The 20016-nt window shown below is 35.5% G+C and carries 21 protein-coding genes and 2 pseudogenes; 20 read left to right on the top strand and 3 right to left on the bottom strand.

Going from position 1 to position 20016, the window contains the following annotated elements; genetic code table 11:
- The 15 genes from FFWV33_RS11840 (at position 1) to FFWV33_RS11770 (ending at position 13080) form a co-directional block, all read left to right on the top strand.
- Positions 1-633, top strand: a complete 633-nt coding sequence (locus FFWV33_RS11840; RefSeq protein ID WP_108741087.1) for an NAD(P)H-dependent oxidoreductase — start codon at positions 1-3, stop codon at positions 631-633.
- A 41-nt stretch (positions 634-674) separates the two neighbouring features.
- Positions 675-1241, top strand: coding sequence for a YceI family protein (locus FFWV33_RS11835; RefSeq protein ID WP_108741086.1), 567 nt, complete (start codon positions 675-677; stop codon positions 1239-1241).
- 379 nt (positions 1242-1620) lie between these two features.
- Positions 1621-2187 carry a YceI family protein gene (locus FFWV33_RS11830; RefSeq protein WP_108741085.1) on the top strand — a complete coding sequence of 189 codons (567 nt, stop codon included), beginning with the start codon at positions 1621-1623 and terminating at the stop codon, positions 2185-2187.
- Positions 2188-2490: 303 nt separating this feature from the next.
- Positions 2491-3891 (top strand): anthranilate synthase component I family protein, encoded by a 1401-nt coding sequence (locus FFWV33_RS11825; RefSeq protein ID WP_108741084.1) that lies wholly within the window; start codon positions 2491-2493, stop codon positions 3889-3891.
- Between the two features lie 49 nt (positions 3892-3940).
- Positions 3941-4555, top strand: a complete 615-nt coding sequence (locus FFWV33_RS11820; RefSeq protein ID WP_108741083.1) for an anthranilate synthase component II — start codon at positions 3941-3943, stop codon at positions 4553-4555.
- Between the two features lie 80 nt (positions 4556-4635).
- Entirely contained in the window at positions 4636-5472 is an 837-nt protein-coding gene (locus FFWV33_RS11815) for a c-type cytochrome (RefSeq protein ID WP_108741082.1), read from the top strand.
- A gap of 72 nt (positions 5473-5544) precedes the next feature.
- Positions 5545-6537 (top strand): anthranilate phosphoribosyltransferase, encoded by a 993-nt coding sequence (trpD, locus tag FFWV33_RS11810; RefSeq protein WP_108741081.1) that lies wholly within the window; start codon positions 5545-5547, stop codon positions 6535-6537.
- A gap of 38 nt (positions 6538-6575) precedes the next feature.
- A complete protein-coding gene (locus tag FFWV33_RS11805; protein ID WP_108741080.1) occupies positions 6576-7811 on the top strand; it encodes a cation:proton antiporter in 1236 nt (411 codons plus the stop codon).
- Between the two features lie 84 nt (positions 7812-7895).
- A complete protein-coding gene (gene trpC / locus FFWV33_RS11800) occupies positions 7896-8690 on the top strand; it encodes an indole-3-glycerol phosphate synthase TrpC (protein ID WP_108741079.1) in 795 nt (264 codons plus the stop codon).
- 231 nt (positions 8691-8921) lie between these two features.
- Positions 8922-9539 carry a phosphoribosylanthranilate isomerase gene (locus FFWV33_RS11795; RefSeq protein ID WP_108741078.1) on the top strand — a complete coding sequence of 206 codons (618 nt, stop codon included), beginning with the start codon at positions 8922-8924 and terminating at the stop codon, positions 9537-9539.
- Positions 9540-9577: 38 nt separating this feature from the next.
- The gene (trpB, locus tag FFWV33_RS11790; RefSeq protein ID WP_108741077.1) at positions 9578-10762 is read left to right on the top strand and encodes a tryptophan synthase subunit beta; all 1185 of its coding nucleotides are present in this window, start codon (positions 9578-9580) and stop codon (positions 10760-10762) included.
- A 162-nt stretch (positions 10763-10924) separates the two neighbouring features.
- On the top strand, positions 10925-11245 hold the full coding sequence (locus FFWV33_RS11785; RefSeq protein WP_108741076.1) for a gamma-glutamylcyclotransferase family protein: 321 nt from the start codon (positions 10925-10927) through the stop codon (positions 11243-11245).
- 39 nt (positions 11246-11284) lie between these two features.
- Positions 11285-12046 (top strand): tryptophan synthase subunit alpha, encoded by a 762-nt coding sequence (gene trpA / locus FFWV33_RS11780; RefSeq protein ID WP_108741075.1) that lies wholly within the window; start codon positions 11285-11287, stop codon positions 12044-12046.
- Between the two features lie 403 nt (positions 12047-12449).
- Positions 12450-12752 carry a nucleotidyltransferase family protein gene (locus FFWV33_RS11775; protein ID WP_073022160.1) on the top strand — a complete coding sequence of 101 codons (303 nt, stop codon included), beginning with the start codon at positions 12450-12452 and terminating at the stop codon, positions 12750-12752.
- Entirely contained in the window at positions 12742-13080 is a 339-nt protein-coding gene (locus FFWV33_RS11770; RefSeq protein WP_108741074.1) for a HepT-like ribonuclease domain-containing protein, read from the top strand. The genes FFWV33_RS11775 and FFWV33_RS11770 overlap by 11 nt, the downstream gene beginning before the upstream one ends.
- Before the next feature lie 219 nt (positions 13081-13299).
- Here the strand turns inward: FFWV33_RS11770 and FFWV33_RS19530 are convergent.
- Positions 13300-13551, bottom strand: a pseudogene (locus FFWV33_RS19530) (IS91 family transposase); the annotation flags it as partial.
- A 187-nt stretch (positions 13552-13738) separates the two neighbouring features.
- On the opposite strand from FFWV33_RS19530, the gene FFWV33_RS11755 reads away from it, so the two are divergent.
- Entirely contained in the window at positions 13739-14086 is a 348-nt protein-coding gene (locus FFWV33_RS11755; protein WP_108741072.1) for a hypothetical protein, read from the top strand.
- Between the two features lie 264 nt (positions 14087-14350).
- Here FFWV33_RS11755 and FFWV33_RS19525 read toward each other — a convergent pair.
- Positions 14351-14624 (bottom strand): annotated as a pseudogene (locus FFWV33_RS19525) (IS91 family transposase); the annotation flags it as partial.
- Positions 14625-14809: 185 nt separating this feature from the next.
- Between FFWV33_RS19525 and FFWV33_RS11745 the strand changes: the two are divergent.
- From FFWV33_RS11745 to FFWV33_RS11730, 4 genes are all read left to right on the top strand, one after another.
- Complete coding sequence (locus FFWV33_RS11745) at positions 14810-15430, top strand: hypothetical protein (RefSeq protein WP_108741071.1); 621 nt, start codon at positions 14810-14812, stop codon at positions 15428-15430.
- 256 nt (positions 15431-15686) lie between these two features.
- The gene (locus FFWV33_RS11740) at positions 15687-15950 is read left to right on the top strand and encodes a hypothetical protein (RefSeq protein ID WP_245891495.1); all 264 of its coding nucleotides are present in this window, start codon (positions 15687-15689) and stop codon (positions 15948-15950) included.
- A 168-nt stretch (positions 15951-16118) separates the two neighbouring features.
- On the top strand, positions 16119-17051 hold the full coding sequence (locus tag FFWV33_RS11735; RefSeq protein ID WP_108741069.1) for an NAD-dependent epimerase/dehydratase family protein: 933 nt from the start codon (positions 16119-16121) through the stop codon (positions 17049-17051).
- A gap of 132 nt (positions 17052-17183) precedes the next feature.
- Positions 17184-17981, top strand: coding sequence for a carbohydrate-binding family 9-like protein (locus FFWV33_RS11730; RefSeq protein ID WP_108741068.1), 798 nt, complete (start codon positions 17184-17186; stop codon positions 17979-17981).
- A gap of 92 nt (positions 17982-18073) precedes the next feature.
- On the opposite strand, the gene FFWV33_RS11725 is transcribed toward FFWV33_RS11730, so the two are convergent.
- On the bottom strand, positions 18074-19861 hold the full coding sequence (locus FFWV33_RS11725; protein WP_108741067.1) for an SLC13 family permease: 1788 nt from the start codon (positions 19859-19861) through the stop codon (positions 18074-18076).
- Positions 19862-20016 lie beyond the last annotated feature (155 nt).

The following is a 20016-nucleotide window of genomic DNA, read 5'->3' as shown; positions in this document are numbered from 1 at the left end:
ATGAACACATTTTTAGAAAATCAGAATTGGAGATATGCAACAAAGAAATTTGATGCAACCAAAAAAATAAGCAATGAAGACTTAGAATTTTTAAAAGAAGCTATTCGTCTTTCAAGTTCTTCTTATGGTTTACAACCATACAAAGTTTTCATCATTGAAAACCCAGAAATTAGAGCAAAAATTCAACCTGTAGCATGGGGACAAAGTCAAATTGTAGAAGCATCCCACCTACTTGTTTTTGCAAACGTTACAAGTTTATCTGATGAAGATATTGATGGTTATGTCGAAAACATTGCTGCAACAAGAGATTTACCTCTAGATGCTGTCACTGGTTATGGGAATTTAATGAAGGCAAACTTACTTGGATTACCTGCTGACGCAAAAAATATTTGGTCTGCAAAACAAGTATATTTAGCTATGGGTAACCTATTAAACGCTGCAGCAGAAAAGCAAATTGATGTAACACCGATGGAAGGTTTTTTACCTGAAAAAGTAAATGAAATATTAGGCTTTGATGCTCTTGGCCTTAATACAACATTGATCGCTACCGTTGGTTACAGACATACAGAAGATGCTACACAGCATTACAAAAAAGTTAGAAAATCTAACGAAGAATTATTTATCACACTATAATAACAAACAACAAATTTAATCTAAACAACAAATCACACAAAATGAAAAATCTTAAAACAATCGCATTATCACTAGTAGTGTTACTTTCAACTGTAACAATCACTGCACAAACTAAAAAAATCGACACAGCAAAAAGTTCTATTGCTTGGGTAGGGAAAAAAGTAACAGGTCAGCATAACGGAACCGTAAACTTTAAAGACGGTTTGATCATTTTTAAATCAAACAAAGTTGTTGGTGGTAAATTTACCGTAGACATGACCTCTATGACTGCTACAGACCTTAGCGGAGAATACCAAGAAAAATTAAACGGACATTTGAAAGCAGATGATTTCTTTGGAACTGATAAATTTGCAACTGCAACTTTAGTTTTCAAAAAAATCGCTGTAAAAGCAAAAGACCTATATACTGTAACTGCTGACTTAGTGATCAAAGGAAAAACTAGCCCTGTTACTTTTGACCTAGCGGTAAAAGGAAACTCAGCAACTACAAAATTTAATGTAGACAGAACTAAATATGATATCAAATACGGTTCAGGTAGTTTCTTCAGTAACTTAGGAGACAAAGCTATCAATGATGAGTTTGAACTTGCTGTAGATTTGAAATTCTAATCATCTTGATTACCAACTGTCTTTTATAGAATCAAATAGCTTTGCAATAGCAGTTTGATAGCAATAGAGATACAGTTCTCCCTTTTAAAATTTAATTTGACGATAACCCTCAACATTTTTTGTTGGGGGTTATTTGTTTTTACAAAAACACATCTTACTCATTATAAAAGGATTAAGAATCGTACTGCAATGATTTCTTTTGAATAAAGAGAACTATTTTCGCTTCTTTTTTGTAACTTTGAGAGTACTGCTAACAAACAGTTTATTAACTAGAATATACTTAGCGATTACCATTCGAAACGAAATGGTTGCAATTTACTATTCATTGCAGCCTACCTATAAAAGCATTCATAACCAATACTAACTAAAATTAACCACTATGAAAAATTTAAAGCTACTTGTATGGTCCGTTATTTGTATTTTTTCTTTCGCCACCATGGCCGCACAGACAAAGAAAATTGATGTTTCGAAAAGCAACATTAATTGGATCGGAAAAAAAATCACTGGACAACATGAAGGAACAATAAAATTTAAAGAAGGATCGCTGACTTTTAAAGACAACAAAGTTACCGACGGAAATTTTACCGCCGATATGAAAAGCCTCGCTAACACCGATCAAACCGGAAGCGGAAAAGCCAAACTTGAAGGCCATTTAAAATCGGATGATTTTTTTGGAGTATACAACTTCGATACTGCACTTTTGAATTTCAAAACCGTTACAGACAAAGGCAATAATACCTACACTGTCATTGCCAACTTAACCATCAAAGGCCAAACACACCCAATTATCTTTGATTTGGTGGTGAAAGGAAATACCGCAACGGCCACTTTGAAGGTAGATCGTACTAAATATGATATTCGATATGGATCCGGAAGCTTCTTTGACGATCTAGGCGACAAAACCATATACGATGAATTCGAACTCAAAGTGGCTTTGGTTTTTTAACTTTCGAATAAAATAAAGGGCCTGATGGTCCTATTCGATAAAAATCAAAAATATTCGTAAAATTTTCACACTTTATAATTTGAAAAATCAAAATTCATTTATATATTTGTGACAACAAAACAATTATGATAACAATTACAAACAATACTTGGTGGTGGAACAATTTACGTCAGTCGTCGTGAACAAAGCTCCTATAGTATGTAGTTAACTATAAATATACAAAGGCTTGTCATCACGACAAGCCTTTTTTACGTTAAAGTCATTATTGTTTTTTTCATTATTAATCCTTAAAATATTTTTCATTTGGAACCTTTTATACTCAAAACTCATTATAAACAAATTCTAGCAGACACGATCACCCCTGTAAGCGTGTACTTAAAAATTAGAGATAAATTCCCAAATAGTCTTTTACTCGAAAGTAGTGACTACCATGGTAATGATAATAGCTTCTCCTACATCTGTTGCAATCCAATTGCTTCGTTCAAAATTGAAAACGAAACGATTTATAAAAATTATCCTGACGGTACCTCCGAAACGATTTCTATTGATGCAACAACGGATATACCACAAATCATTCAGGAATTTTCGGGACAATTCAAATCAGAAAAAAATGATTTTAAATTCATCAACAACGGATTGTTTGGTTACCTTTCTTATGACGCTGTACGTTATTTTGAAAAAGTAAACATCTCCAAAAAAGAAAACAGCAATACCATTCCTGATGTGTATTATGCGGTTTATCAAAACATCATTGCGATTAACCATTTCAAGAATCAAGCTTATATCTTCTGTCATAGTTTGGACGGACGTAATAATATTCCAGAATTGGAGCAATTGCTGCAAACACGAAACCTAGCTACTTACAGTTTTACTAGAGAAGGTGAAGGATATTCAAATTTGACAGATGCCGAGTTCAAACAAAATGTAGCCCTTGCCAAAAAGCATTGCTTCCGTGGCGATGTATTTCAGTTGGTTTTGTCCCGCCGTTTTACACAAGGATTCAAAGGAGACGAGTTTAATGTTTATAGAGCTTTAAGAAGCATCAACCCTTCGCCTTACCTCTTCTTTTTTGATTATGGAGATTTTAAAATATTTGGTTCTTCTCCCGAAGCTCAAATTATCGTAAAAGATCGAAAAGCCGAAATTCATCCAATCGCAGGAACTTTCAAGCGTACTGGTGACGATGAGAAAGATGCAGTATTGGCAAAACAATTATCTGAAGACAAAAAAGAAAATAGCGAGCACGTAATGTTAGTCGATTTGGCTCGAAATGACCTTAGCCGTCACGGACATGGTGTACAAGTTGATCGCTATAGAGAAGTACAGTTCTTTTCGCATGTGATCCATTTGGTTTCCAAAGTTACTGGGCATTTACACGATAATGCTACAACCATGCAAGTGGTTGCAGACACCTTCCCTGCCGGAACTTTGAGTGGTGCTCCAAAACACCGAGCGATGCAACTGATTGAAGAGTACGAAAAAACAAATCGTAACTTTTACGGTGGTGCTATTGGTTTCATGGATTTTGAAGGCAACTTTAATCATGCGATTATGATTCGTACTTTTTTAAGTAAAAATCACGAACTACACTCACAAGCAGGTGCCGGAATCGTAGCTAGCTCAGATGAAGAAAGTGAAATGCAAGAAGTATATAACAAATTAAGAGCCTTGAATACGGCTTTGGATTTGGCAGAAACAATATAATCCCCCTAACCCCCGAAGGGGGAATTAAAAATTTTAATTAAGACAAAAAATGACAAAAGCAAATACATCCTCTACATCAGTTCCCCCTTCGGGGGCTAGGGGGAAAATACTAGTTATAGATAATTACGATAGTTTCACTTACAACTTAGTGCATTATCTAGAAGATTTGAATTGTGAGGTTACCGTGTATCGTAACGACGAATTTGATATTGATGAAATTGCCCATTTTGACAAAATAGTACTTTCACCTGGTCCTGGAATTCCAGAAGAAGCGGGACTATTGAAAGCAGTGATCGAAAAATACGGACCTACAAAAAGCATTTTTGGTGTTTGCCTTGGTCAACAAGCGATTGGCGAAGTCTATGGCGGAACGCTATCTAACCTCGACAAAGTGTATCATGGCGTTGCTACCAACATCAAAACGGTAGTGGATGACGAAATATTATTTCAAGGTTTGGATAAAGAAATTGAAGTTGGACGTTACCACTCATGGGTAGTCGATCCTACTTTGCCTGATGTGCTAGAAGCTACATCATTTGACGAGAATGGTCAGGTTATGTCGTTGCGTCACAAGACCTATGATGTACGAGGTGTACAATTTCACCCTGAGAGCGTGTTGACTCCTACCGGAAAAAAAATGCTTGAAAATTGGGTTAATGGCTAGTAATCAGTCGCTATATTCCGTTTTTTAGTAGTTGTCATTTTAACTTTGAGTCTAATTCTTTTGCAGAAAAAATCAATTAAATGAAAATTTCAATAGTTCGATTTGTAGTAGTGAGTGCAGTTGTTTTTAGCATCTTTTCTTGTCAACAGAAAAAGGAACAAAAAGCAGAAAGTACCATCGTTTCTCAAAAAGAGACTGTGATTGATTTAGTCGCTTTATTCGAAAAAAATAGAGAAGGCAAGGACACTGTTATCACCATAGTCGAAGATCCTGTTTATCATAAAACTAAAAGATACAAAGCTGTTAATGCCTTGCACCTATTGCAAAATGAATTGGAACTTTCGAAAATAGACAGCAAGAATACAAAAATTGTTTTCGAGTGCAAAGACGGCTACCAACCTGAAATGCCTTTGGATTTATTTTTGAAAGCAAAACCGTTTATCGCCTATCAGGACGTAGACGCTCCAGAAGGTAAAAAATGGGAAACCATTAATAAAAACGGAAATGAGATGGATGCAGCGCCTTTTTACTTGGTCTATCCAGCCGTTTCTCCAAAAGACAGTCAGTACAAATGGCCTTATAATTTGGTAAAAATAAAATTGGAAGCTAGTAACACCAACACTGCTGCTTTATATCCAAAAGAGGATGCACAAGCAGTAAAGGGTTACGATTTGTTTCAGAAACAATGCATTACCTGTCATGCGCTCAATGGTGCAGGTGGCAGCATGGGACCCGAATTGAATTATCCGAAGAGCGTAACCGAATATTGGATCGAAAAAGAATTAGTGCAGTATATCGTTGATCCATCTGCCTATCGCCATAAAGTAAAAATGCCGACCTTGGGATTGACAACTAGTGATTCGCAAGAAATTGTCAATTACTTAAAATACATGTCAAAGCATAAAAAAAGCGAATAGTAATCAGTTGCACTTAAAGATAAAAACTTAGCAACTCAGTCCCGAAGCTTCGGGATAGCAACTTAAAAAAAAATGAAAAATATATTAAATCGATTAATCAATCACGAAATATTAACTAGAGAAGAAGCCAAAAATGTCTTGGTCAACATCTCTAGCGGAAGTTACAACTCCAGTCAAATAGCCGCTTTTTTAACCGTTTATATGATGCGATCGGTAACAATTGATGAGCTTGAAGGTTTTAGAGAAGCTTTGCTTGAACTTTGTTTGCGAGTTGATTTATCCGAATTCAACACGATCGATTTGTGTGGAACAGGTGGAGACGGAAAAGACACCTTTAATATATCGACTTTAGCTTCTTTTGTTACTGCGGGTGCGGGAATAAAAGTGGCAAAACATGGTAATTATGGTGTTTCCTCTATTTCGGGTTCTAGCAATGTGATGGAGAAGCTAGGAATAAAATTCAGTAACGATCCCGATTTTTTAAAAACTGCCGTAGACCAAGCAGGAATATGTATTTTACACGCTCCTCTTTTTCACCCTGCAATGAAAAACGTGGGTCCTATTCGAAAAGAATTAGCAGTAAAAACATTTTTCAATATGTTGGGACCAATGGTCAATCCATCGTTTCCACAAAATCAATTGGTAGGTGTTTTTAATTTAGAACTAGCCAGAATGTATGGGTACCTCTATCAAAACACGAAGGCAAATTTCACTATTTTGCATGCTCTAGATGGTTATGATGAGATTTCGTTGACTTGCCCTGCAAAATACATCACGCATACCAAAGAAGGTGTTTTAAATCCTGCTGATTTTGGCGTTTCACTGTTAAAACAGTCTGAGATTGAAGGCGGAAAAACAATTGATGAATCGGCACAAATGTTTACCGATATCATAGCTGGAAAAGGGAATGATGCACAAAATAATGTTGTTTGTGCCAATGCTGCAATGGCAATTGCAACGGTTACGGGCTGCACGCCGCTTGAAGGTTTTGGTACGGCCATAGAAAGTTTACTATCTGGGAAAGCATTAGCTTCTTTACAAAAATTACAAGAATTGAGTAAGTAACTCATTGACAAAAAACGTTTTAATCAACAATAATACACATGGAATTATTCCCCCTTATATCTCTACTTATCGTTTTATCGGCAAGTTTTGCGTACATCAATTTTAGATACTTAAAACTACCTAATGCCATTGGATTGATGCTCGTTTCTTTATTATTTTCTCTTGGAATTATTGGAGTTAGCTTCATCTTCCCTACTTTAAAAGAAAATGTAGCCGAAATACTTAACGGAATTAATTTTAGCGAATTATTACTGGAGGTGATGCTAAGTTTTATGCTTTTCGCAGGAGCAATTCATATTAAATTCAAGGATTTAAAAGCTGAGAAATTAAGTATCATGCTCTTTTCAACGCTTAGTGTGATCATCAGTACCTTTATTGTTGGTTATAGTAGTTTTTGGTTATTGAATGCTTTTAATTTAGACGTGAACCTTATCCAGTGTTTACTTTTTGGAGCATTAATATCACCCACAGACCCAATTGCAGTCTTGAGTATTTTGAAAACCGCGGGAGTAACAAAATCACTAGAAACCAAAATTGCAGGAGAGTCACTGTTTAACGATGGTGTAGCTGTAGTAGTTTTTATTACCATTCTACAATTGGCAAAGCCCAACGCAGATGTGTCTTTTCTAAGCATTGCAACTGTTTTTGGTCAAGAAGCTATTGGCGGAATCATACTTGGTGGTATCGTGGGTTGGATTGGTTATAAATTAATTGCCAGTATTGACAGTTATAATGTTGAGGTTTTGATCACGCTTGCTATTGTTATGGGTGGTTATTCTTTGGCACATTACACACATGTATCTGGACCTTTGGCTATGGTAATCGCAGGTCTTATAACCGGAAACCATGGAAAAACATTAGGAATGTCTGACATCACTGCAGAATATGTAGATAAATTTTGGGAGTTGGCAGACGAAATTTTAAATGCCTTATTATTTGTTTTAATTGGTCTTGAATTGCTAGTGATTAATACTGATAAAACTATTTTGATAATTGGTATAATCCTTATTTTTATAGTATTGATAACCCGTTATATATCCGTTTTAATCCCTTCTCTTTTTATTCGCTTAAAAGAAGAAATTAGTCCCAAAACAGTATTAATATTGACTTGGGGTGGTTTAAGAGGTGGAATTTCTATTGCTTTGGCACTATCCATTCCGACTGAATTAGGAAAAGATATTTGGGTAACAATTACCTACGTTATTGTGTGTTTTTCTATTCTAATTCAAGGACTAACAATTGGTAAATTCGTAAATTTGCTAAAAAACAAATAACAAAGAATAGTTCAACGTTTAAGGTTTAAAGTTGTTTGATCAACTTCAAACGGCAAACAGAAATAACTTCAAATAAAATACAAAATGAATATTCTAGATAAAATTATTTTCGATAAAAAAAGAGAAGTAGTTCTCAAAAAATCAATCATTCCGGTATCACAATTGGAAGCTTCTGTATTTTTTTCGAAAGAAACGATTTCGCTTAGTCAAAATTTAAAGAACAGCAACTCAGGAATCATTGCTGAACACAAACGTCGTTCTCCATCCAAATCGGTGATTAATCATGATTTCACGGTGGAAGAAGTCGTAAAAGGATACGAAGCAGCCGGTGCTTGTGGCATCTCTGTTCTAACCGACGGAAAATACTTCGGTGGCTCATTAGACGATTTATTACTAGCGAGAGCATCGGTGAATATTCCGTTATTGCGAAAAGAGTTTATTGTAGACGAATACCAAATTTTAGAAGCCAAAGCACACGGAGCCGATTTGATTCTGCTCATCGCGGCGGTTTTGACTCGTGACGAAATCAAATCGTTATCTGAATTTGCTCAAAGTCTTGGTCTCGAAGTTTTACTCGAAGTACACAACCTCGAAGAATTAGAAAAATCAATTATGCCGACTCTAAACATGATCGGGGTAAACAACAGAAACCTAAAAACTTTTGAAGTAAGCCTAGACTTCAGCAAGCAATTGGCAGATAAGATTCCGAATGACTTTGTCAAAGTATCTGAAAGCGGTATCTCTAGCATCGAAGCCATTACCGAATTAAAACCGTACGGCTACAAAGGATTCTTGATTGGTGAAAACTTCATGAAAACGGACAATGCGGGGAAGGCAGCAACGGAGTTTATAGATGAGCTGTTGGCTATTGGCTATTAGCTATTGGCTATTGGCTGTTGGCTATTGGCTATTAGCCTTCCATCTGAATAGAATAGAAATATTTTTAGCAAAGGGCAAATTGCTAAAAGCTAAATGCCATGAAAGAATTTGTAGATGAGCTATTGGCTATTGGCTCATAGCTTTTAGCCTCCCATCTGAATACAATAAAAATATTTTTAGCAAAGGGCAAATTGCCAAAAGCTAAAAGCCAACCGCTAAAAGCCATAAATTATGAAGATAAAAGTCTGCGGCATGAAATACCCTGACAACATACTTGAGTTAGCGACACTCCTACCCGATTACATGGGATTTATATTTTGGGAACGTTCTGCTCGGTATTTTGATGGTGTGATTCCAAAGTTGCCTGAGAGTATCAAGAAAACAGGGGTCTTTGTTAACGAAACCGTTGAAGGTATTCTAGCGAAAGTAAGCCAACACGATTTGCAAGCCGTACAATTGCACGGAAAAGAATCTGTAGCATTTTGTAGCGAATTACGAAGCAAATTAAAAAACAGGATAGAAATTATTAAAGTTTTTTCTATCTTAGACGACTTTAACTTTGAGGTATTAAACCCTTATGAATCAGTGTGTGACTACTTCCTTTTTGACACAAAAGGGAAGCTCCCTGGCGGAAACGGAAGCACATTTGATTGGACAGTACTCAAAAACTACCCTTCTACCAAGCCTTTCTTCTTAAGTGGCGGCATTGGATTGGACGAAATGGAGGATGTAAGTGAAATAATGAAAACTAATTTACCCATTCATGCCATTGACCTGAATAGTAAATTTGAAATAGAACCAGGATTAAAAAATATAGAGGCCTTACAAAGTCTCTTCACATTAAAATAAAGAGGCGATCTATCGCATCTCATAACACAAACAAGAAAATGGCATCATATAACGTAGACGAAAGAGGGTATTATGGCGAATTTGGTGGTGCTTACATCCCCGAAATGCTATATCCAAACGTAGAAGAATTACGTCAAAACTACCTTAAAATTACGGCAGAACCGGGGTTCAAAGCAGAGTTTGACCAATTACTAAAAGATTATGTTGGGCGCCCTAGCCCACTGTACTTCGCTAAGCGCTTGTCTGAGAAGTACAACACCAAAATCTACCTGAAAAGAGAAGATTTAAATCATACCGGAGCACACAAAATCAACAACACGATTGGGCAGATTCTAGTGGCTAAAAAACTAGGCAAAAGCCGTATTATTGCTGAGACTGGTGCGGGTCAACACGGGGTGGCAACCGCTACCGTATGCGCGCTTATGGGCATGGAGTGTATTGTGTACATGGGCGAAATTGACATCAAACGTCAAGCGCCAAACGTGGCACGTATGAAAATGTTGGGTGCAGAGGTTCGTCCCGCTTTATCGGGTTCTCGTACTTTGAAAGATGCTACCAATGAGGCCATTCGTGACTGGATCAATAATCCTGTAGACACACATTACATCATCGGTTCGGCGATTGGGCCACACCCTTATCCCGATATGGTAACTCGTTTTCAAAGCATCATATCCGAAGAAATAAAATGGCAGTTAAAAGAACATGAAGGACGCGAAAATCCTGATTATGTAGTTGCTTGTATTGGTGGCGGAAGCAACGCTGCCGGAACTTACTACCACTTTTTGCACGAGCCAGAAGTTGGAATTATAGCTGTAGAAGCAGCCGGAAAAGGCGTCAACAGCGGTCATAGTGCTGCAACCAGTAAACTCGGAAAAGTGGGTGTCATTCATGGATGTAAAACCTTATTGATGCAATCGCCAGACGGTCAAATCACTGAGCCGTATTCTATTTCTGCAGGTCTTGATTATCCAGGAGTTGGTCCTATGCACTCTCATTTGGCTACCTCAGGACGTGGCGAGTTTTATTCGATTACAGATGACGACGCTATGAAAGCCGGGTATGAACTGGCACAAATGGAAGGAATTATTCCGGCAATCGAAACCTCACACGCTTTGGCTGTACTAAAAGAGAAAAAATTTAAACCCGAAGATATTGTCATTATTTGCCTTTCTGGTCGTGGAGACAAAGACTTAGAAACTTATATCGATTATTTTAAATTGTAGTTGAGCTTTCCCGCATAATTCCGATTTATTTGGAGTGCGTGGGCTGTTCGCTATATCTTTTTTGGGGCAAAATAAGTCCTAAAAAAGGATGCTTCCCGCTCGTTCGGGAGCATAACAAACGCGGAAGCAACAACAATGAACTTGAACTAAAAAAACATTACAATGGCAAAATTATTCGCATACGGATCCTTACAAGAAACAGATATTCAACAAAATATATTCGGACGCTCTCTAAAAGGAACTCCCGATTCTTTGATTGGCTACACCGTTACCAAAATTGAAATCGAAGAAGAATTTGGTATGGCGTCCTACCCTATCATTACCTCAACAGAAAAACGTGAAGACGTAATCAAAGGGTTGCTTTATGAAATCACCGACGAAGAATTATTGATGGCTGACACCTATGAAGGAGTACATTACAAACGTATGGAAGTCTTGCTAGAGTCTAATCAAATTGCGTGGGCCTTTACCGCAACCAATTAAACGACTTGCTTCCCATCCTTATTTGACAAAAAGAACACCATGAACAGAATAGAACAAAAATTACAAGAAGACAAAAAAATACTATCCATCTATTTTTCAGCTGGATACCCCAACCTAACCGATACCGTTTCGATCATTGAAGATCTAGAGAAAAATGGTGTTGACCTAATCGAAATCGGTTTACCCTTTAGCGATCCTTTGGCCGATGGACCTACGATTCAAGAAAGTTCGTCTGTTGCTTTGCACAACGGTATGACCACCGAAGTACTTTTTGAGCAGTTAAAAGACATTCGCAAAACAGTAAGCATTCCGTTGATCATCATGGGGTATTTTAACCCTATGTTGCAATATGGTATAGAAGAATTTTGTACCAAATGTGCCGAAGTTGGCATAGATGGTCTTATCATTCCCGATCTTCCCGTAGATGTATACGCTGATGAATACCAAGCCATTTTTGAAAAACACGGTTTACGAAACGTATTCTTGATTACGCCACAAACGTCCGATGAGCGTATTCGCTTTATCGATAGTGTATCCAATGGTTTTATCTATATGGTAAGTTCAGCAAGTGTAACAGGATCGCAATCTGGATTTGGTAGCACACAAGAAGACTATTTCAAACGCATCGCCGACATGAACCTCAAAAACCAACAAATTGTAGGTTTCGGAATCAACAATGCAGCAACCTTCAACCAAGCCACACAATACGCAAAAGGTGCAATCATAGGTAGTGCCTTCATCAAACATTTAACCGAAGAAGGAACTGGTAAAATTTCCGAATTTGTGAAAGCGATTCGATAGATTGCTTTTTTATATAATTTAGAAAGCGTTTAATCTCTATTTAAAAAGAGGTTAAATGCTTTTTTTATTGGTAAAAATTAAAATTGATAATTTCCAAAATTGATTCTCGATTTTATACGAAAAGTATTTAAAAACAATTACTTCTTTGGTTAACTTATATTACAATTTTTCTTATTTTTGAAGGATACTAAAAAAAACAACAAATGACAACATGAAAAAACGCAATGTGTTTTTTTATGTTATCAGGATTAAATAACAAAAAATCAATACTTTAATCATATTTCAATTAATAGAGTTGCGTATATTAGAGAGTTACCAGAAATACGCCCAAAATTGCGGAAGTTCACAATAAATTATACAACTAAATTTCTTTTCATTACTTTTATAAAAAAAATAGATAAAAATGAATTTAATTGAGAGTCATATAAAAGACATTTTAAACTTATGTAAATCACATAAAGTTAAATCACTATATGCTTTTGGTTCAGTTTTAAATGATAAATTTAATGCCGAAAGTGATATTGATCTGATTGTAGATTTCCAACAATTAGATGTTCTAGATTATGGAGATAATTATTATGATTTAAAATTTTCTTTAGAAAATATTTTCAAACGAAGTGTCGATTTACTTGAGGAAAAAGCAATAAAAAATCCTTTTTTTAGAAAAACTATAAATCAAAAAAAACAGTTGATTTATGGACAATAATATTAAAACTTGGCTTTATGATATTTTAAGTTCTATCAATGAAATTGAAAGCTATTATATTGATACTCCAAAATTATTTGAGGTTTACCAAAATGATTTAAGAACAAAAAGAGCTGTTGAAAGAAATATTGAAATAATTGGTGAAGCAGTGAACCGAATTCTGAAACTTGATAACGAAATTGTAATTTCGAACTCAAGAAAGATTGTAGATGTTAGAAATAGAATTATTCACGGATATGACTCAGTTTCTGATGATGTAATTTGGGGAATTGTAATTAGAAATTTACCTGTTTTGCAAAAAGAAGTGGAAGAATTACTTGGCGAATAAATGTACTTCTGGTAACAGCAAAGGTTTCGTTGGGCTTGAAAAGCCAACAATGAAACCGCGGTTGAACGGAACCGCTCTACTTCCGACACTATGGGGATATCGATAAACAAGTTTAGGTAATTTAAGAGAACAAAGCGCCCTCTTTTTTTTTGAGCCGTAAATAGACTGGTTTCATTGTATTTTCCTTCACATCATCACATACGTTGCCCAACCCACAAACTAGTTTTTGCAGGCAGGTAATTTGTGGCTACCGCCAAGATACCAAACAGGCGGACCTCGCTGGTCGAACATTAGAATTGTGTGCAAATTGCCCGTTTTACAGCATTGACACTTTCTGATTTTAGATTCCTTGGCTACCTTTATTTGGGGTTTAACTTTTAGTTTTTCTTGTAAAACCTTTAATTTCTCTCGCTTCCAATTGCTACTCAAAAAGCCATAATGCCTTATTTTTACAAAACTCTTAGGCAAAATAGTTCCCTCCAAACTAGAATAAAATAGCTGATTGGGTGGAAGCCCAGTAATGTGTTGCATAGTTATCTATACAACTTTTCTGTCGAGTACTTTAATTATTTAAGTATATTTGGGAGAAGTAAACGGAAGTTTTTTCACAGACTGACGTTATATGCCATTTCTGAAAACCTAAACATTCAAAAGAAAAATGAAATTTAAAATTCCTATTATTATTACTTCTTTACTCTTTTTCGTTTCATGCAATAGAAGCATTTATGGAATATATAATACTGGATATTCAACTGACAAAAGTGCGTTACTTCAAATAAAAATCGACTCAAACCATACTGTTGAGAAAAATGAAATTCATACAATCCGAATTGACTCTAAAGGAAGCTGGAAACAAGAAGGTGAAAAAATAATTTGTTACTTTTATCAAACAGAAACAGGTTTTCCTGCAGATACTATGAATTTGAAAATTATTGGAAATAGAATGTATATTGTGGAAAAAGGAAGCTTCAAAAATAAAAGTTTTTACTTGAAAAAAATAAAATAAAGTTGCTAAAAGTCGAAGAAGAAACAGCATATAACAGCTAAGGTTTCGTTGGGCTTGAAAAGCCAACAATGAAACCGCGGTTGAACCCTTCGGCTATCGCTCAGGACAGGCTCACCGCTCTACTTCCGCCACTATGGGGATATCGATAAACAAGTTTAGGTTATTTAAGAGGACAAAGCGTCCTCTTTTTTTTTGAGGTGTACATTAAGCTGGTTTCATTGTGTTTTCCTTCACATTATCGCACACGTTGCCCTACCCATAAAACTAGTTTTTACAGACAGGTAATTTGTGGCTACTGCCAAGATACCAAACAGGCGGACCTCGCTGGTCAAACAGTAGAATGGTGTGCAAATTGCCTGTTTTACAGCATTGACTCTTTCTGATTTTCGATTCCTTGGCTACCTTTATTTGGGGTTTGACTTTTAGTTTTTCTTGTAAAATATTTAGTTTCTCTCGTTTCCAAATCCTGTCCCGCTTTTTCGGGATGCTACTCAAAAAAACCATAATGCCTTATTTTTACAAATCCCTTAGGCAAAATAGTTTCCTCTAAACTAGAAAAAAACAGTTGATTGCGCGGTATTCCTGTGATATGCTGCATACTTAAATATACAACTTTTCTTTCTATTACATTCATTATTTACTTATATTTGGAGAAATAAACGGAGGTTTTTTCACAGACTGACGTTAGCAACAAGCTACAACCAACTCACGAAAGAAAAAATAATGGAAACAGTAAAACCTTATAATGAAATTGATAAAGCTATAATTTCCCTTGACAATGGAGGAAGATTTTATAACCTACTCACCAAAGCAGAAGACGGAATAATTAGTCAAGCAGAATTAGGAAAATTAGGTGGAATTTTCAATGATAAACAGAAAATGATACTGTTTTTAGAATTGTCTATTTCAAAATTAAAAGAAAACGAAAAAGAAATAATTATTTCAAAATTAGACGAAAATTTAAAGAAAGATTATTTAAAGTATAAACCACAAAATTTACTTCCTTCTGAAGTGAATGAAAAAGGAATTTTATCCTCAAATATGGTTTTAACTGGAGTTCCTGAATTAATAGATTCAAAATCGGATTTTAACGGTTTTATTATAATTCCTATTATGACTGGAAAAGTAACAACTTTGACTTTAATTCCAATGATTGACAATTATGACGTTTACGAATTGAGAGATGAAAAAACTTCTGAAACATTTATAATTGCTCATTCAAAAACTTCTGAAAAATTACCAAATGAAAAAATAATTATTGCAGGAGTGTTGAAAGAACTTGAAAAAAATGAAAAAGGTATAAAGGAAAAATTCCTAGAGGCAATTTATCAAATAAGGAATTAAAAGAAGTAAAGCCAGTTACTAACTCCGGTTTTGTTCAATGGCTTAGGCTTGGTTTTTCCTTCGGAAAAACCTCTATGAGTCGGAAATTTATTCTACATCTGCTTTGGTCAGTGTTCAATCAAAGCCACTGAAACAAAGCCGGAAAATGTTGTAGGCAATTTTGGAACCGATAAACCGAATATCAAATTAATCAAATCTAATGACTAACTTTAAACTTTGGCTTGAATTTGAACACGCAGATTTAACAGATTCTGATATGAAAAATGAATTCTGCAATATTAGCGTTGATTTGCCAAATGGTAAACAATACGGAATAAATGTATGGACTTATAAGTTTTTAGAAACGGTAAAAGAAACTGATGAAAAAAGTGGAGAAAATTTAAATGGTTTATATCAAATTGCACCAGATTTATTTGTGAAAGAACTTACAAGAGAATGTATTGAAAAAACTATAACAGATTTACTAAAGACTGGAAATTTAGAAGATGTTTTAAGTCCAAGTGTTCTTGAAAAAAAATAAAAACTGCCTACAACAGCAAAGGTTTCGTTGGACTTGAAAAGCCAACACCCGAGCGATAGCGAACGGACGAAGTAATGAAACCTCCTTTTAACACAAACCTCCCACTTATACCCAAAAACCTAATAACCAAACATAATTAAAAGTATTTCATTTAAAAAATAAAACAATATGCAGGTAATTTTAGGAGCCAATGGAATCATTGGAGAAGAGTTAGCAAAGGAATTGAGAGCCAATTACACACATGAAATAAAGTTAGTCGGACGAAATCCTAAAAAAGTTAATCCAGACGATCTTTTGTTTACCTGTGACTTACTGAATGCTGATCAAGTTATTGAGGCTTTGGTTAATGCTGATATTGCCTATTTGACTGTCGGACTTCCGTTTAAATCTGATGTTTGGTTACGGGATTGGTTCATAATAATGCAAAATGTGATTAATGCATGTAAAATCAATACGTGCAAACTGGTTTATTTTGACAATTCGTATGCCTATGCTCAGGACAGCAAAATTCAAAATGAAAATACAAGATTAGCATCCGAAGGGAAAAAAGGACAAGGTAAAAAAATGGCTGCCGAACTTTTACTACAAGCAATTAAAGAAAAACAAATTGAGGCGGTTATATGCAGAGCACCTGAATTTTACGGTCCTGGTAAAACAAAAAGTATTACCAATTCGCTCATTTTTGAAAAAATAAAACAGCATAAAAAACCGAAAGTCTTTTTGAACGACAGCGTTTTGAGAACTTTGATTTACACACCCGATGCAAGTAAGGCGATGGCGCTGATTGGCAATCACCCAGAAACTTATGGGCAGACTTGGCACCTACCTTGCGATGATCACCGACTAACCTACAAAGGAATAATTGCTAAAATTTCAAATCAATTGAATAGAGAAATTAAGTATGATATATTGAGTTCGTTTACATTAAAGATGGGTTCGTTTTTTAATGAATACATCCAAGAAACGCAAGAATTGCTTCCTCGATATGCAATTGATAATCTTTTTGAATCTTCTAAATTTAAGAACAAATTTCCCGATTTTAAGGTGACTACTTATCAAGAAGGTATTCGAAATATAATTGCTGATCTGGAGATAAAGTAAAAATCCTATTTCGTTAATTTACTTTTACCCACCCATAATAGCGTCTCGCTTGTACACATAAATAGCGCACACTCCAACTAAAGTAAGAAGATAATTTACTATATTAGCTACAAAAACCAATAACTACTCCAAATGAACAAAATAGCAATTTGCATACTCGCCTCCTTGGCTCTAGTAACATTTTCATGTGACAAAAAAAAGGATGCTGAAACTACTCCTGACTCTGAAAAAAAATTAGTTTTAGGCGAACAACCCATTTTTAAGGTTTCAAATACTTCTGAAGCCATCACCATTGATGGAAAAATGGATGAAGAGATTTGGTCAAAAACCGAAAGCAGGACATTTGACTACATTTATAAGGTAGAAAAACCAACTGACAAACAAAAAACGACTTTTAGAATGCTTTGGGACAAAGAGAATTTGTACCTCTTCTATGATTTTGAAGATAAATACCTAACTGCACGTGAAACGAAAAGAGATGGAAAACCTTTTCTTGACGACTGTGGCGAAATATTTATCATTCCCGTTCCGGATAGTTTGAATACTCATTTTGGTATTGAGCTGAACATCAACAAAGCAGCTAACGATTTTATATATTTCAATAATTATTACCAAGAAAAACAACTTGCACTAAAAACGTTTAATCCTGACTACGAGACCGCCGTGAACTACAACGGAACAGTAAATAACAATACTGATATTGATAAGGGTTGGCAACTCGAAATAAAAATCCCACTAGCTACTTTTGGATTTTTGGGCGAAATTGTGCCGGTACAAAAAGGTAACAAATGGGCTTTCTTGGCCATTCGTCAAGATCGAAATGAAGTCGAGGGCGAACGCCGTATCACCTCTACTCTATTTCCTATTTATGATATTTCAAAAGATGTACACCAACCCAATCGCTTTGGCTTGATGGAGTTTGTATACTAATTGAATCTATTATTTTTATCGAATAATGAAAATAGAAAATCTGGACAATCAATTGATTTCCGGATTTTTGGTTGTACTAATTGTGTCATTCTCTACAAATATAAGTAAGGCAATAAAAAGGAAGCCAAAACCAACAAGACTAGTGACAAAACCCCACCGATTATTAAAAAGTGTTTGAATTTGTAAATTCCTAATCCGTAAATAATTGCATTGGTTTGGTAGCCCATTGGCGTATAAAAACTAAAATTGGCACCAAACATTACGGCATACAAAAGCGGTTTGGGATTGAGTCCCAATTTGGCTGCCACCGCAATAACAATGGGTACAATAATTATCGCCGTAGCATTGTTGGATACAAAACCACTCATTAACATCGTGAAGGCAAAAATGATCGAAATAGTGACCGAAGCCGGTACTGACTTTAAAACGTAATACAACTGATTGGCCATAAAAATATCAGTACCCGTGTTTTTCATGGCAATTCCGAGCGGTATCATGCCCGCAAGCAAAAATATTACTTGCCAGTTGATATCGGCATACGCATCCTTGAGCTGAATACAACCCGTAAACAAGCAAAGCGCAACACCCAACAAACAACTTTTTAATATCGAAAAAGTATTGGTTGCCGATAGTACTATTACCAAAACAATGGCCAAGAAAGAGATAATTTTCTTGTATTTTGGAATGTGCGGATTGGTGATCACTGTATTAGCGAATAGTAAATTATCATTGTTGGCTATTTTTCTTATTTCGCTCAAACTTCCTGTCAATAATACACGATTACCAGGAATTATGAATTTTTTCGAAAAGAACTTATTCAAATAATTCCCACGATGGCGATCATAGGCCGTACTACTCACCCCTTTCACATACACATTATTGGGCAAGGTCGCATTAAACTTTTCGATAGACATATTAATAAATCTCGAATTTGGTAAAATGATAACCTCATGATATTCATTGGTAAAATGCTCCTCAATCAAATCTTGATCTACCCCAAGAATATTCAATCCTAGACTTTCTGTTTGTGCCGTCAAGTCCTCAATCGTCAAGTCGAGCCACAAAATATCATTCTCTTCTAAAATTTCGGACTTTAAATCCCCTTTCAAATGACGTTTTCCTCGTTGAATTTTGATCAATCGCATATCATTTTCGTGCCAAATCTCTGTTTCATACGGCTTTTTACCAATTAATTTGGAACCTTCTTTGATCTTCACACTGGTGATATAGCCAAATTTATTGTGAAGACCATCCTCTTCCACAGCGGCTGTTTTTGGCAAAAAGTACTGCGCTAGAAAATAAATAATCGGAATAGATATGAGTAAGAAAATAATTCCAGCGCCAGAGAATTCGAAAAAACCAAACCTTCCGAGGCCGCTTTTTCTCGAAATATCCGAAACGATTAAGTTGGTACTTGTTCCCATCAAAGTACAACTACCACCCAAAATTCCGGCAAACGAAATAGGAAGCAATACCCTAGCTCGATCAATCTTGCCCAATTTGTCCAATTCGTTTACCAATTTAATAAATACAATTACAACAGCAGTTGTGGCTACAAATGAGGATAAAAACCCAACGGTAATCATTAAAAGCGGTAGAAAAACCCAAACAGGTAATTTTACAATCGGAATAATTTTTTGGACCATCCAGGAGACTACGCCATTTTTTTCGAGTCCGATGGCAATAATCATCAAACATAGAATGGTCAATACCGCATTGTCTGAAAATCCAGAAACGGCTTCTTCGGGAGTCACGATTCCGAACACCAGCAAACTCGTCAAGATAAAAAATGCTGTTTTATCAACGGTAAACTTTTCGGTAATAAACAAGGCGAATGCAATTAGCAAAACACCTATAACGATGGCTATGGCTAGTGTCATAATGGTTTGGTTTAAAAAAAATAAAGGTATTTCGACACTTCAACTTATAGTTATACAATTTTATTTTAAAGTTATATTTAAAGATGCTACTCTTATGCTAGCTAAGAAAAACGAGCCTTCGATAAAAGACTAGAAAGAATATTGTCTGCAGCAAT

Origin of the sequence: Flavobacterium faecale (assembly GCF_003076455.1) — a bacterium.
Classification (GTDB): Bacteria; Bacteroidota; Bacteroidia; order Flavobacteriales; family Flavobacteriaceae; genus Flavobacterium; species Flavobacterium faecale.
The sequence above is the reverse complement of the archived record's forward strand: the minus strand, read 5'-3'. Positions and strand labels throughout refer to the sequence as shown.